This is a genomic window from Haloferax sp. AB510, assembly GCF_024136985.1.
Taxonomy (GTDB): Archaea; Halobacteriota; Halobacteria; order Halobacteriales; family Haloferacaceae; genus Haloferax.
Window position 1 is genome coordinate 80,009 of sequence record NZ_JAMYJY010000001.1, and the last position, 13,371, is coordinate 93,379.

The following is a 13,371-nucleotide window of genomic DNA, read 5'->3' on the forward strand; positions in this document are numbered from 1 at the left end:
GCGCTGCGGTGCGCCTCGCTGATATTTTCGGCAGGCCTAAAATTCGGAACGCTTTTGAATATTTAGGTAGGCCTAAAATATATGCCAAGCGATTCCAGCGACCACGAGGCGCCGACGCGGCGTGACTACCTGAGGTACGGCGGGGCAATCATCGGTGGCGGTCTGTTTGCGGGCTGCTCGAGCAACTCCCAGTCAACGAGTTCGTCGACAGAATCAAGCACATCATCGACACAGGAAGCCGTCTCTGAAACGGATGCTGGGACGGAAACGAATAATTCGTACACTGTCGAAATCGAGCCGATGGGTGCAGTTGAGTTCGATAGCCCGCCCGAGCGGTGGACCGCATTGCTACCGACGTTCGCCGATATGGCGTTTGCACTCGGCGGTGGGCAGACACTCGGCATTCAGAACCACAACCGGTTTGCGAACGAGGCCTTCGAGGAACTCCCCGGAATAGAATTTAACGCAGATGACATCGTGGAACTCGTTGCAGGCGGCGTGAGTAAGGAACTGTTCTATGAAATGAATGCCGACGTCCATTTCGTTGATCCACATATCCTGCGACTCTGGTACGACTGGGACCAGGCTGACGTCGATGAGGTTTCGGAGAACCTCGGCCCGTTCTTTGGCAATTTTATCCGTCGTCATAGTGACGACTGGCACGATTACCGCTACTACAGCCTCTATGAGGCCTTCGAATTGATGGCTGAGGTTTTTCAGGCACAGGAGCGCTACCAAGCGTACGTCAAACTCCACGAGGAGATGCTTGAGTCCATTGATGAGCACTTGCCACCGGCCGACCAGCGACCGACTGCCTTACTGGTGTATCCGGCTGACGGATCAGGGTTCCAATTCTATCCGTTTCGGTTTGATGATGGAGGAGTCAGCACCAAGCAGTGGCGCGAACTCGGTCTGACCGATGCACTTGCCGCGACAGATGTGGGACACTACAGTTTCTCTGACAGGGGAACGCTTGATCTAGAAGCCTTGATTGAAATCGACCCCGAGGTACTACTAGTGCGGAATTACGGAGGAGCGTCCGAATCTGAGTTCCAAACAGAAGTTGTCGAGCCACTGCAAGAAGAAGGTGGATCGAACAGTGTACAAGCAGTTCAAGACGGTGCCATCTACAGCGCTGGCTATCTTGACCAAGGCCCAATTATCAACTTCTACCATACCGACCGGGCGGCGAAAGACATCTACCCCGATTCGTTTGAGGACGTGACGCTGTTCGACCGTGAACGCATCGCAGAAATTGTCAAAGGAAATATCTGAGACGGTTTATAAATAAATCACTCGCCGAGGGACAACTTCTGTTTCAGGCAGTGACGCCGAGCTTCGTGAGTTCGTCCTCGGTGTGCTCAGTGCGGAGCTCTTCCACACTGTGTTCTTCGACTAGTTCTTCACGCTCTTGCTCGCTCAGTTCATCGACCGAGCCGAGTATTGGTGACCTCCATAGCATTCAACACGATTTTCAGGAGATAATCGAAACTACTGGCCATATGCACCAATGCGAATGGTGCTTAGAGACCATATTCTGTCACGGTGAAGCATCGCAGATTCGTGAATTGGTGTATCAACTCCGTGATTTTGACGAACACGGCCGTCTCTACGCTTGAATCAGACAATGAGTTAAGAATACCATAGACGTACTGTCGGAGCGTTTCCGCGGAGACAGATAGCGTTCCGGAAAGTGACTATGATACGGTTCGATGCCGACTGGAATGGTCAGCAGGACGATCGAGTCGAGAGCACTGCGCCGGTCAGCCTCGCTAGCCGGTTCCTGTGCGATGATCAGTGATATAGATCTGACTTTGGTGAAACAAAGGCACGCATCAAAATTATCCTCCGAGGTCGTGGAGACGCGTTTCTGTACTGAAAAGCCAACCAGCGTTCGGAACGCACCGACTGTTCACTGAGAACGCCTATTTCAGACCAGAGGATGGCCCTCTCCACCGAATCGGTGGCAGACTACGCCGCCATCAAGCACCCGTCAACCCCCGATAATGATGTCTCACCGACGTTTTTGTTACACAACTACCTTTGTAAAGTATAGTGAATCTCGTTCTGGGGAGTAAGATACTTGCGAGCGCCGAAACGTCCGTCTGAGGCGGTTCGCAGATATTCTTCGCACGTCTCCGAGAGATAACGCGAGCGAAGCAGGTGAGACAAAAACTAGCAAGTTGGACCTGGACCGTGCCGGGGCGACCGGCGCACACCTCGTCGCGCGTGGGCGATGCTCTCCGCACCGTGCAGACGGTCGCCTGTCGGCGTTCGGAACCTATCCCGCGATTTCCTCGGCGGCGAACGCTTCACGAAGTCGGTCTTCGTCCTCTGGCGAGAGGTTCGTCTCGATAATCTCGAACTCGTCGTCCGACAGTTCCGCCTTGATTCGGTCCATCTGCGCGCCGCGGGACAGGAGGAACAGCGCTGAATTTCCGGGTTCGACCGTGTTCGCGACCTCTTTGATGAACGAGTCGTCGATGCCGATGTCGGTGAACTTCCCGCTGAGCGCGCCCGTCACCGCCCCGACAGCCATCCCGAGCCACGGCATCCAGAAGATGACGCCGATGAGGAGCCCCCAGAACGACCCGCCGAGCGCGCCCACGCCGACGAGGCTCTGGGCCTGTTTGACTTTCACCTGACCGTTCTCTTTTCGAACGGCAATGGCGGCGTCCTCGATCGTAATCAGTTCGCGACGCTGGAGGTGATACAGTTTCTCCCGCATGTTCTCCGCGCCGTCCATCGTATCGAACGCGAGTACTACTAGTGAACTCATCTTTTCAACCCGACCACACGTAAGTGAGATAACATAATAAACTGCATTTATCGAGGTGCTGATTGTCTCACATCCCGTAATTCGTCGGGCGCGAAAGCGGCCGGGCGGTGTCCCGAACCGACCGCACCCGGTGGCCCGAGAGAGTCCGCCGATTCGGCCCGCGACGACCTGCGACGCTATATTCGTCGCCCGCCAATAGTTCGCTATGACCAGTCGAGAGTCGTTCACGCCCGAGGAGTGGCGAACGCTCGCGCAGACGCCGGTCGAGGTGATGTTCGGCGTCGTCGTCGCCTCGAACGGCGGCTTGCGGCGAGAGCTCAAGACGGTTCGCCAGACCCTCCGACACACGGACGAGTTCGACCCGGAGTCGGAACTCGTCACGCACCTCGCCGGGTTCGTCCGGGTGAACGCCGACCGGGTGCGACACGACGCGGAGACGCGCGATTTCAACCGCGCGGTGACGATAGCTCGCGCGCACGACTACTGTCGGGAGGCGACGGCAATCGTCCGAGTGCGGGCGACCGCGGCGGAGCAAAACGAGTACGAGGAGTTCGTCACGTGGTGCGCTGAACGAGTCGCGGACGCCGGCATCGAAGGCGGGATACTCCGACTGGGCGGCCGGCGGGTCAGCCCGGCCGAGCGGGCGTTCATCGACGCTATCGGGGAGACGCTCGCCATCGACGACGCGTCGAGCGAGACAATCAAGTGAGCCATCGTATCAAAGCACTCATACTTTTTGTGTTCACGTGACGTTGTAGCCAGTATGCGACTCGTTCAGGTGTTGATACCACGGGGGAGACGAGAGAGCGTACTTGAGTCACTTGACGATCAGGGCATCGACTACGCCGTCTTCGAAGAGGTCGGTCGAGGTGACTTCGAGGCGATGGTGCAGTTTCCGGTTCCGCCCAGCGGCGTCGAGACGGTGATGGAGAAACTGACGAACGCGGGCGTCCGGGACGACACCTACACCATCGTGCTCCCCACCGAGACGGTCGTTTCGCAGCGCATCTCGGCCCTGAAGGAGCGCTTTCCCGGCCTCAGAATCTCCCGCGAGGAGCTGCACGCCCGAGCGGAGGACCTCGCGCCGGCGAACTCGACGTTTTTTAGCTTCTTGCTACTCAGCACGGTCATCGCCGCGACGGGCCTGCTGCTCGATTCCGCGGCGACGATTATCGGAGCCATGGTCGTCGCTCCACTCATGGGACCGGCGGTCTCCGCGTCCGTCGGGGCGGTGCTGGCCGACCGCCAGATGGCGTCTCGCGGCGTCGCCCTGCAGGTTCTGGGTCTCTTAGCTGCCATCGCGACGGCCGCGGTGTTCGGAGTAGTACTCCAGCAGACGATACTCATCCCGCCGGGGCTCGACATTCAATCGATTCCACAGGTCGCAGAGCGAACCAGCCCGAACGTCCTGTCGCTGTTCCTCGCGTTGGGGTCGGGAATCGCGGGGGCGATAAGCATCATGCGCGGCTCCGGTTCGACTCTCGTCGGGGTCGCCATCGCTGTCGCGCTCGTCCCGCCGGCGGCGACGTCCGGCTTGGGGCTGGCGTTCGGTCTCCCGGGAGTCACCGTCGCGGGCGCGGTGCTCGTCGTCGTCAACCTCCTCGCAATCAACCTCTCGGCGCTGATTCTGTTCTATCTATCGGGGTTCAAGCCGTTCGACACCGACCAACGGGAGCGGGTCAAAGCGTCTATCGCCTCCCGAATCGCCGTCATTGGGGTGGCTATCGCGGTCCTTTCGCTCGTCCTCGCCGGCGTGACCTACGCGTCGTTCCAGACCACGTCGTTCGAACAGCAGACGCAGGTCGAACTCCAACGTCAGTTCGACGAAGCGGACATCGAGGGCGTCGAACTCGTCAGCGTCACGGTGGAGTACGAACCGGCCGACCTGCTCCTCGGAAACCAGCCGCGGGTCGACGTGCTGGTCGGGATTCCCCGCGACTTGCAAGCGCCGCCCGACCTCGCACAGCGGTTCGACGACCGGCTGACCGAGCAGTTTGACCGAGACGTAATCGTCAGAGTCGGGTTCGTCGAGGCGCAGGTCTCAGATGGAGCAGCGACGAGAGCCTCGGTGAGTGGCTTCGCGTTCGACCGTACCGCGCGGTTCGACCGCATCACGCGGGGCAACCATGCGTGAGCGATGCGAACCGCGCGGGGTGAACCGCCGCGGAAGGGTCTCGGCCCGAAACGGCCCGGAGGACCGACCGTGACCGACGCGTACTACTTCATCAGCGACCTCCACATCGGCGGCGACGAGCAACTGGGAAAGGTCGATTTCCTCGACGAACTGCTGTCGTTCCTCCGGACGCTCGAAGCGAGCGACGAGGACGCCGAGCTAATCATCAACGGCGACGCGTTCGGGCTGTGGGAGTTCACCGACGTCGAGGGACTCGACAAGTTCGACGCCCTCGTCGAGCGCTATCCGGAGTTGTTCGAGCAGTTCGAAGCGACCGGTGACCGAATCCCCATCACGCTCATCCCGGGCAACCACGACTACGAACTCGCCGCCTATCCGGCGTACGTCGACCGGCTGGCCGAGTTCAACGTCACGCTCCGACAGGAGGTCTCGATAACCCGAGACGTCGGCGACTACGTCGTCTACGTCGAACACGGGATGCAACGTGACCCGAACAACCGGATTCCCGACTTCGGAAACCCCTACGCGAACCCACCTGGCTACTTCGTCAACAGACAGCTCACGAGTCGCGCCGGCAGGCTCTCCGAGCGCGGGAAGTTCAACTGGCTCAAAGACATTCAGGCGGTGACGCCGATGACGCAGATTCCAGCGTGGATGCTGTCCAACTACTTCTATCGGGAGATGAGCCCGTGGCTCAGATACGTCTCCGCCCCGTTTCTCCTCCTGTTCAACGTCGGGTTCCTCTACGTGCTCGCGTTCGCGCTCGACGCGGTAGGGCTCTGGTCGCTCCCGATGAATCTCATCGAGCGGTTCCTCGGGCTGTTCGGCCCGGCCGGAACGCTGGTCGACCTGTTTTTAACTGCGAACCTCGCCGTCACGCTGTTGCTGATACTCGTCGCGATACCGCTTTTCGTCTTCGCCAGAGATGTCCGAAAGACGCTCAGACGGTTCGGCATCGACCAGCCGGACGGGCGGGACTCGGCGGACACCTATTTGGAAGGCGCGAGGGCGCTGTTCGCGTCCGACCCGACGGTCGCGGTGTTCGTCTACGGCCACACCCACCGGCCCGCGGTCACCGAGGTGGCGGACCGGGTCGTCGTCAACACGGGAACGTGGCTGAAGCGACTGCGACGCGTCGAGTCCGTGCTCGGCGTCCTCCCGCCCGTCTTCTACTCGTGGTACCAACTCAACTACGTGCGCGTGTCGGCGACGGAAGACGGCGGTGTCGCCGTCGACTACGAACTCGTCGCAAAACAAGCGCCAGACGATGAGACGTGGTTCCAGCGCCTCGTCACGTCCGCGCCGAAGCGGGAGGACACGATTCCGCCGCGGACCGTCGTCCGACCGACGAGAGAGCCGAACGAGACGAGCGCCGAGTCCGACCCGAGCGGACGCTGACGGCTCGGCCCGACCCGTCAGGCGAGAGGTAACGACATATTGCTCGGCGAAGATAACTGTGGCATGGCACAGATGTCCCGAGACCAGGTGTGGACAGTGGTCGACCCGGAGTCCGAGAACCGATGGGGCGAGCGGTTCAGCCGGCTCGTGTTCCTCTTGGCTTCGGCGAACGTCGTCGCCGTCGTTCTATCGACCGTCGAGTCGCTTTCGGCACGGTTCGGCGTCTACTTCGATGGCCTGCTCGTCGTCTCCATCGTCCTCTTTACACTCTTGTACGTCGTCCGGCTCTGGGCCGCCGGCTCCGACGCGGCCGAGTCTGGTCGGCACAGTCGGGTCGCGTTCGTCCGCGACCCCATCGCGGTCGTCGACTGCTTCGTCATCGTGACGTTCTGGGTCGGACTCCTCTTCGAGATACGGCTGTTCGAGTCGGGACTGTTCCGCGTCTTCTGGCTGGCTCGCGTCCTCAACCTCTCGTGGTTCAGGCGCTCGCGAGGGCGGTTCAAGCGGGTCATCGACGCGCAGCGCTCCGACCTCGGCGTCGCGTTCAGCGGAGCCGGGATGTTGGTCCTCGTCTCGTCGACGCTCATGTACTTCGTCGAGGGGAGCGTCCAACCGGAGGCGTTCTCGTCGATTCCGGAGACGCTCTGGTGGGGTGTCGTGACGCTCACCACGGTCGGGTACGGTGACGTGGTTCCCGTGACGCCGCTCGGCCGTCTGCTCGGGGCGGCGACCATGCTGGGCGGTGTCGCCTTCTTTGCGCTCCCGTCGAGTATCTTGGCCGCGGGCTTTTTCGCAGAGCGAACGGAAGAGCGGGCGCAGCCGGGCGAACAGACACAACCAAGAGAGAGACCGAGGTTCGAGTGGTGCCCGTACTGTGGCGAGTCGCTTGGCTCGGAGTCGTCTCACGGCTGAACCGAGCCGACCGAGAGACCAACGCCGCTCCGCTCTGTCAGAGAGATTTATTGAGTGAGGCGTGCTATCGAAGGCCAATGGACGCAGACGCGAACGCTCACGTTCCCGAAAGAAGAGCGGCGACGACCGGTTCGGCGGGAGGGTTGGCGTACTGGGGCCCCGCGGTGGCGGTGAGTCTCGCGATGTTCATCGGCGTCATCGATTCGACGCTGATGAACGTCGCGATTCCGTCCATCGTCACCGACCTCGATACCACCGTCACGGTCGTACAGGGCGCGATTTCGTTCTACGCGATGGTCATGGCGGCGCTGATTCTTCCCGGCGGCAAGCTGTCGTCGATGTACGGGATTCGCCGGCTGATGACCGCGACCCTACTCGTGTACGGCGTCGGGACGACGCTGGCGGCGCTGAGTTGGAACGTCGCCGTGCTTTACGTCGGCTGGTCGGTCATCGAGGGGGCCGCCGCAGCCGTGTTGCTCCCGCTGACGTTCACGGTCCTCCTCGTCAGCTACGAGGGCGCAGACCGGGCGAAAGCCCTCGGTATCCTCGCCGGGGTGAACGCGGCCGGGGCCGCGTTCGGGCCGCTTTTGGGCGGCGCGGTCACGACGTTCGCCAGCTGGCGGTGGGGGTTCGGCGTCGAGGTACTCATCGTTCTCGTCGCGCTCGCGTTCGTCCGGTATCTCCCTGAGGAGTCCCTGAGCGAGACGCGGACGAAACTGGACGTCGGCGGGACGGTCCTCTCGATAGCGGGGACGACCGCCCTCGTCGCCGGCGTCCTCTTGGCCGGGCGGTACGGATGGATATCGGCCCGCCGGCCGTTCGCCGTCGGTGGCGTTCGACTGGATCTGTTCGGCGCGTCGCCGACCGTCTGGCTCGTCGGCTTCGGAATCGTCGTCTTCGCGGCCTTCGTCCAGTACGAGCGTCGCGTCGAGCGCGAGGGCGGGTCGCCGCTCGTCCCGGTCCGTCTCCTGTCGAACGCGCCGTTCACGGCCGGTATCGTCACGAACGCCGCGCGGTCGCTGGTCCTCGCGGGGTTCATCTTCGTCGTTCCGGTCTTCCTCCAGTCCGGGGCCGGCTACACCGCGTTCGAGACCGGGGTCGCGATGCTTCCGTTCTCCGTCGCGACGTTCGTCGCGTCCATCTTCACGACCGGCTGGCGGCGGTTCGTCGCGCCGAAACTACTGATTCAGGGCGGCGTCGTCCTCATGGGGCTCGGGGTTCTCGCGCTCGTGTCGCAGACGGCGCTGGACGCGACGGTCACGCAACTCGCCGTGCCGATGGCGCTCGTCGGCCTCGGCCTCGGCCTCGTGATGGCACAGCTCATCGACATGACGCTCTCGGCCGTCGAACAGCGGGACTCGGCGGCGGCGTCCGGCCTGCTGAACGCGACGATGATGCTCGGCTACTCGTTCGGGACCGCTATCGTGGGAACGTACCTGCTCCGGCGGTTCTACGGCGGCGTCGTGGAGGGCGTGCTGGCCGTCGCTGGCGCGGGCGTGTCGACGAGCGACCGGGAAGCGCTCGTCATCGCGCTCGAAGACGCCGCGGAGACGGCGACCAAAGAGACCCAGCGGGCAGTCCTCGACGGCCTCGCTCCGGCACAGCGAGAACTGTTGGCCGACGTGTTCGACGCCGCGATAGTGCAGGCACAGCGGGAGACGCTGTTGCTCCTCGCGCTTCTCGTGTTGCTCGTGCTCCTCGTTTCGACGCTCCTCCCGGACGATGAGACCGACAGCGGACCGTGAGCGCAGCGGTACTGCTCTTCCGAAGAGCGGAACGGTATATTCGACCGACGCCTCGGAAGAATCTGCGCCGCGGATGTTCAGACGGAGGGAACATCGGTGGTACGTCAGGCTCGCCAAGATATCCAGTTTGATAATCCTAACGAGAGTATCATATTATGTTTCAGAACCCCTCACACCACATATAGCATGGTTTTCCAAAATTTTGGATGCGATCGCTAAATCAGGATTTTAGGACAAAAATCATTTCACCCAGATAGTAGTACACATTATTAGTATTGCTACGGTTTCGTTCAGTTATACACCAGAATAGATACACCGTATATTTCGACTTCATCAAATTTAGTATATTATATCCAAACAGCCCGGATCGCCTAATTATCGGAGATGAAATCTAATTCGGCAGGGAAGTAATATCCAAGCGTACACAAGGCAGGTTGCGGGGGACAGAGAGATGAACAGGTCGTCGGTGCCGTCTTACTCGCCGCTGGAGTGAGCGTCGCCTCCCGACAACGGGAGCGAGACGAGTAGTCGTGGAGCGGTCCAATTTTTCCCCGATTCGTGAACAGAGTTATTAGATAGCATACACTATCGAATGTATGGAACGCCTCAGCCCTCCAAGCGAACGCTCGTGGCGACGGCGGTACAGCCTCGTCGGCGGCCTCGTCGCGGCGGTGTTCGTCTCGTGGAGCTATCTCGACGGGCGGTCGGCGATGTCGCTGACCGCGGTGTTCTTCGCCGGACTCGTCGTCGGCGCGGTGGCGAAGCGACGGCACGGAACGGCGACCGGTGTCGGCGTCCGGACGGGCCTCGTCGGCGGGCTTCCCATCCTCTGGGTACTGTTCGACGTGCTCGCGTTCGCGACCGGACTGTCCGGCCCGACGTGGTTCGTCGTCGCGGGCTGGCTGATGGTGCTCGGCGGAGTCGCCACGGTCGGCCTGCTCGGGTTCGGTCTGTCCGCGCTCCTTGGCGAAGCGGGCGCGAGAGTCGGTGCGGCGCTGACGACGTCTGACCCGCCGTCACCGACGGCGACCAACGAGTGACCGCACCGGCGAGCACGAACCCGCAACCGCTCCGAGTCCGTACGAGAAAATAGTCCGGGAGTGAATCCGGTGTCAGCGCTGCTCGCGCGCGGCTTCGACCGACGCGAAGAAGCCGAAGTACGCGACGACGCCCGCACCCAGACAGAGGTAGAACGCCCACTGCGGCCCGTCGACCACGTCGAACAGGACCGAAACGACAGTTACCCACGCGAGGGCGAACAGCAGGTCGGTCAGCATTCCCGAGCGGTGTTCGCGCACGTGGGTTCGAATCGTCTCCGCGAGGCTCATCGGCGGGTCACCCCGTCGGGAGCCGCGGGTGGTGCGGTCATCCTCGCGTGGGTCGTATCGTACATGCGTTACGCTTCCGCTTCCGTTTCCGCTTCCTTTTCGTGGACGTCGACGACGAGCACCGGAAGTCGGGTCCGCCGCAGGACGCGTTCGGTCACGCTCCCGAGGACGACCCGGGAGAGCCCGGAACGGCCGTGCGAGCCCATCACGACGAGGTCGATGTCGTTGTCCTCGACGAACTTCCTGATGGCTCGCGCCGGTTCGCCCGGGACGACGTGTTCGCGGACGGCCAGTCCGTGTTCGGCGGCGACGTCGGCGACGTAGCCCGTCGCCTTGTCGGCCGCCTCCTTCACTTCGGGCATGTCGTCGAGGCGGCCCTGTCGGATGCGGTCGACCTGTTCCGTTCCCAGCGAGTAGCTGGTGGCGTCCACGTCGACGACGTACAGCGCGTGAACCGTCGCCCCGTACTTCGACGCGATGTCGACCGCCTGTTCGACGGCGTACTCCGCCGCGTCGCTTCCGTCAGTCGGAATGAGGATATGTTCGTACATTGGTTAGTCGTCCGCGGGGGACTGGCCCCCGTCGGCATTCATGACGACGTCTTCTGCGGACTGTTGCTGACCCATCGGTTCGGGGCTGTGACACTGCCGAACCATCTTCTTGATTCGCTCGGGCGGTTCGTCCGTCGCCATCGAGACGGCGATGGTGATGACGAACACCAGCGGCGTGCCGACGAGTGCCGCGCCGATGGCCGGCACGAACTCGGCGAAGAGGTCGCTGAAGTGGAAGATGAGGTCGTTGACCACCGCGGCAATCCAGAGCACGAGGCCGACGCTCATACCCGCGAGCGCGCCCTGACGGTTGGTGTTCTCCCACCAGAGACCGAGGAAGAACATCGGGAACAGCACGATAGCCGCGAGCGAGAACGCGAGCGCGACCAGTTCGCCGACGAGCGCGGGCGGGTCGAACGCGGTTATCGTCACGATGATACCGAGCGCGACGATCGTCGCCCGACCGACGAACACCTGCTGGCGCTGGGTCGCGTCGGGGTTGATGATGTTCGTGTAGATGTCGTGGGAGACGGCGGACGAGGCGGTGATGAACAGCCCCGCCGTCGTCGCGATGGCGGCGGCGATACCGCCGGCCGCGACGAGGCCGACGAACCACGTCGGCAGGTTCGACAGTTGCGCTGCGAGCACCACGATGAGGTCGCCCTCACCGCCGCTCATGCCGCCGTTGGCCGCGAACGTCGGGCCGTACTGGGAGGCGTCGTAGAGGTCGACACCGAAGGCCGCCAGCGCCGGGGCGCTCCAGTACAGGAGCAGGATGAAAAACAGCCCCCAGACGGTCGACTGCCGCGCCGTCTTTTCGTTTTCGACGGTGTAGAACCGCACCAGCACGTGTGGAAGGCCGCAGGTCCCGAAGATGAGCGAGAACGCCGTGGCGATCCAGAGGTAGAACCCCGCGTTGGCGAACGGTTCGGAGAACTCGGCCGACAGCTCGCCGATGAGCTGGCCGTATTCGATTTGCGGGAGGACGGTCGAGTAGCCGCCGGTGAACCCGACGACGTAGACGGCCGTCAGGAACGCGACGATGAGGATGACGTACTGGACGGCCATGTTCTTGGTCGCGCCCATCATGCCGGAGATGGTCAGGTAGCCGACCGTAATCGCCATCATGACGACGACCATCGTGACGTAGTCGGTCCCGAACACGTACAGTCCGACGAGGCCCATCCCGCGGGCCTGTCCGACTGAGTAGACGAACCCGATGAGGATGGTCGTCAGCGCGCCGATCGCCCGCGCCGTATCGGAGTTGAATCGGTCGCCGACGAAGTCGGGTGCCGTGTACTTCCCGAACCGACGCATCTGCGCGGCCAGGAAGATGAGGAGGACGAAGTAGCCGGCCGTCCAGCCGATGATGAACGCGAGCCCGTAGAAGCCCGCGAGGGCGACCAGTCCCGCTAATCCGAGGTACGACGCCGCCGACATCCAGTTCGCGCCGATTGCCATCCCGTTTTCGACGTTTCCGATGGACCGGCCGGCGACCCACATCCCCTCCGTGTCGGCGACTTTGAACACGTAGCCGATGGCGAGAAAGAGGGCCAACATCCCGACGACCATGATGGCCGGCACGAGTTTGAACGAGATGTTGAGCGCCTCGGGGAGCAGATCACTCGACTGGAGGAACACGCTCGGCGTCATTCGACGCTCCCTCCGTCGGTGACGGCGGCCTCGCTCTCACTCTTCGAGCGCGACTTCGAGGCCGCGTGGTCGATGCCGTACCGCCTGTCGAGTTGGTCGCGCTTGCGGGAGTAGACGAACGCGAGGACGAGCGAACTGGTCGGCGACAACACGGCGACGAGGAAGTAGTGCGCCGGGAAGCCGATGACCGGAAGCTCCGCGGTCATCGTCGCCGGTGCGAAGTAGGTGAGCACCGGCGGTCCGAACGTGAGGAGCGCCCACGCGATGAATCCGGCCCAGATTATTTTCAGGTGGTCTCGCATGAACGGGGTACTCGGTTTCAGCAGGTTCACCTCCCTCGACAGGTAGTCTACCTCGTCGTGTTCGGGAGCTGTGCTCCGGTCGGTGTTCGCGGCGTGTGAGTCAATTTCTGACTCGGTTGATTCACGTGACATAGATTGTTGGTCGTCTCGTAGTTACACTCGATACGGGCGGCCGAAGGCGGCCGCTCAGTCGCTCTGTGCGTGGACCTTCGCTTCTATCTGTTCGACGATATCGGGGTTCCGGAGCGTCGAGGTGTTGCCCAGTTCCGCGCCGTTCGCCACATCTTCGAGCAGGCGACGCATGATTTTGCCTGAGCGCGTCTTTGGCAGCTCCGGCGTGAACACGACCTGTTCGGGTCTGGCGATGGGCCCGATGGCGTCCTCGACGCCCTCAATAATGCGCGCGCGGAGGTCTTCCCCCTCCTCGTACCCGTCTTCGGTGATGACGTAGGCGTAGACGGCCTCACCTTTCACCTCGTGGTTGCCGCCGACGACCGCCGCCTCGGCGACGCCTTCGACGCCGACGATGGCCGACTCGATTTCCATCGTTCCGAGGCGGTGACCCGAGA

General features: G+C 62.4%; 13 protein-coding genes and 1 pseudogene. 8 read left to right on the top strand and 6 right to left on the bottom strand.

Features of this window, described 5'->3' with window-relative positions:
- The first annotated feature begins 81 nt into the window (after positions 1 to 81).
- Both NKF06_RS00360 and NKF06_RS20945 read left to right on the top strand, forming a co-directional pair.
- The gene (locus NKF06_RS00360; RefSeq protein WP_253244143.1) at positions 82 to 1,275 is read left to right on the top strand and encodes an ABC transporter substrate-binding protein; all 1,194 of its coding nucleotides are present in this window, start codon (positions 82 to 84) and stop codon (positions 1,273 to 1,275) included.
- Between the two features lie 89 nt (positions 1,276 to 1,364).
- Positions 1,365 to 1,619, top strand: coding sequence for a hypothetical protein (locus tag NKF06_RS20945; RefSeq protein WP_309142097.1), 255 nt, complete (start codon positions 1,365 to 1,367; stop codon positions 1,617 to 1,619).
- 662 nt (positions 1,620 to 2,281) lie between these two features.
- On the opposite strand, the gene NKF06_RS00370 is transcribed toward NKF06_RS20945, so the two are convergent.
- Positions 2,282 to 2,746, bottom strand: coding sequence for a DUF1269 domain-containing protein (locus NKF06_RS00370; RefSeq protein ID WP_309142098.1), 465 nt, complete (start codon positions 2,744 to 2,746; stop codon positions 2,282 to 2,284).
- A 238-nt stretch (positions 2,747 to 2,984) separates the two neighbouring features.
- Between NKF06_RS00370 and NKF06_RS00375 the strand changes: the two genes are divergently transcribed.
- The 6 genes from NKF06_RS00375 (at position 2,985) to NKF06_RS00400 (ending at position 10,008) form a co-directional block, all read left to right on the top strand.
- The gene (locus NKF06_RS00375) at positions 2,985 to 3,488 is read left to right on the top strand and encodes a hypothetical protein (protein WP_253244146.1); all 504 of its coding nucleotides are present in this window, start codon (positions 2,985 to 2,987) and stop codon (positions 3,486 to 3,488) included.
- A 54-nt stretch (positions 3,489 to 3,542) separates the two neighbouring features.
- The gene (locus NKF06_RS00380) at positions 3,543 to 4,913 is read left to right on the top strand and encodes a TIGR00341 family protein (protein WP_253244147.1); all 1,371 of its coding nucleotides are present in this window, start codon (positions 3,543 to 3,545) and stop codon (positions 4,911 to 4,913) included.
- A 69-nt stretch (positions 4,914 to 4,982) separates the two neighbouring features.
- Positions 4,983 to 6,311, top strand: coding sequence for a metallophosphoesterase (locus NKF06_RS00385; RefSeq protein WP_253244148.1), 1,329 nt, complete (start codon positions 4,983 to 4,985; stop codon positions 6,309 to 6,311).
- A 72-nt stretch (positions 6,312 to 6,383) separates the two neighbouring features.
- The gene (locus NKF06_RS00390; RefSeq protein ID WP_253244149.1) at positions 6,384 to 7,223 is read left to right on the top strand and encodes an ion transporter; all 840 of its coding nucleotides are present in this window, start codon (positions 6,384 to 6,386) and stop codon (positions 7,221 to 7,223) included.
- 77 nt (positions 7,224 to 7,300) lie between these two features.
- The gene (locus NKF06_RS00395) at positions 7,301 to 8,968 is read left to right on the top strand and encodes an MFS transporter (RefSeq protein WP_253244150.1); all 1,668 of its coding nucleotides are present in this window, start codon (positions 7,301 to 7,303) and stop codon (positions 8,966 to 8,968) included.
- A gap of 596 nt (positions 8,969 to 9,564) precedes the next feature.
- The gene (locus NKF06_RS00400) at positions 9,565 to 10,008 is read left to right on the top strand and encodes a DUF5518 domain-containing protein (RefSeq protein WP_253244151.1); all 444 of its coding nucleotides are present in this window, start codon (positions 9,565 to 9,567) and stop codon (positions 10,006 to 10,008) included.
- Positions 10,009 to 10,080: 72 nt separating this feature from the next.
- Here NKF06_RS00400 and NKF06_RS00405 read toward each other — a convergent pair whose 3' ends face one another.
- The 5 genes and pseudogenes from NKF06_RS00405 to NKF06_RS00425 form a co-directional block, all read right to left on the bottom strand.
- Positions 10,081 to 10,296: a hypothetical protein gene (locus NKF06_RS00405; protein WP_042662661.1), complete on the bottom strand. Its 216-nt coding sequence runs from the start codon at positions 10,294 to 10,296 to the stop codon at positions 10,081 to 10,083.
- Positions 10,297 to 10,364: 68 nt separating this feature from the next.
- Positions 10,365 to 10,847, bottom strand: coding sequence for a universal stress protein (locus tag NKF06_RS00410; RefSeq protein WP_253244152.1), 483 nt, complete (start codon positions 10,845 to 10,847; stop codon positions 10,365 to 10,367).
- Between the two features lie 3 nt (positions 10,848 to 10,850).
- A complete protein-coding gene (locus tag NKF06_RS00415; protein ID WP_058826480.1) occupies positions 10,851 to 12,500 on the bottom strand; it encodes a VC_2705 family sodium/solute symporter in 1,650 nt (549 codons plus the stop codon).
- A complete protein-coding gene (locus NKF06_RS00420; RefSeq protein ID WP_042662659.1) occupies positions 12,497 to 12,934 on the bottom strand; it encodes a DUF4212 domain-containing protein in 438 nt (145 codons plus the stop codon). The genes NKF06_RS00415 and NKF06_RS00420 overlap by 4 nt, the downstream gene beginning before the upstream one ends.
- Positions 12,935 to 12,988: 54 nt before the next feature.
- Positions 12,989 to 13,371: pseudogene (locus NKF06_RS00425) on the bottom strand (acetyl-coenzyme A synthetase); the annotation flags it as partial.

Bases quoted from the DNA above. Each gene is read 5' to 3' on its own strand.
- NKF06_RS00360 (WP_253244143.1), top strand. From the start codon at position 82: ATGCCAAGCGATTCCAGCGACCACGAGGCGCCGACGCGGCGTGACTAC.
- NKF06_RS00370 (WP_309142098.1), bottom strand. From the start codon at position 2,746: ATGGACGGCGCGGAGAACATGCGGGAGAAACTGTATCACCTCCAGCGT.
- NKF06_RS00375 (WP_253244146.1), top strand. From the start codon at position 2,985: ATGACCAGTCGAGAGTCGTTCACGCCCGAGGAGTGGCGAACGCTCGCG.
- NKF06_RS00380 (WP_253244147.1), top strand. From the start codon at position 3,543: ATGCGACTCGTTCAGGTGTTGATACCACGGGGGAGACGAGAGAGCGTA.
- NKF06_RS00390 (WP_253244149.1), top strand. From the start codon at position 6,384: ATGTCCCGAGACCAGGTGTGGACAGTGGTCGACCCGGAGTCCGAGAAC.
- NKF06_RS00395 (WP_253244150.1), top strand. From the start codon at position 7,301: ATGGACGCAGACGCGAACGCTCACGTTCCCGAAAGAAGAGCGGCGACG.
- NKF06_RS00400 (WP_253244151.1), top strand. From the start codon at position 9,565: ATGGAACGCCTCAGCCCTCCAAGCGAACGCTCGTGGCGACGGCGGTAC.
- NKF06_RS00405 (WP_042662661.1), bottom strand. From the start codon at position 10,296: ATGAGCCTCGCGGAGACGATTCGAACCCACGTGCGCGAACACCGCTCG.
- NKF06_RS00410 (WP_253244152.1), bottom strand. From the start codon at position 10,847: ATGTACGAACATATCCTCATTCCGACTGACGGAAGCGACGCGGCGGAG.
- NKF06_RS00415 (WP_058826480.1), bottom strand. From the start codon at position 12,500: ATGACGCCGAGCGTGTTCCTCCAGTCGAGTGATCTGCTCCCCGAGGCG.
- NKF06_RS00420 (WP_042662659.1), bottom strand. From the start codon at position 12,934: ATGTCACGTGAATCAACCGAGTCAGAAATTGACTCACACGCCGCGAAC.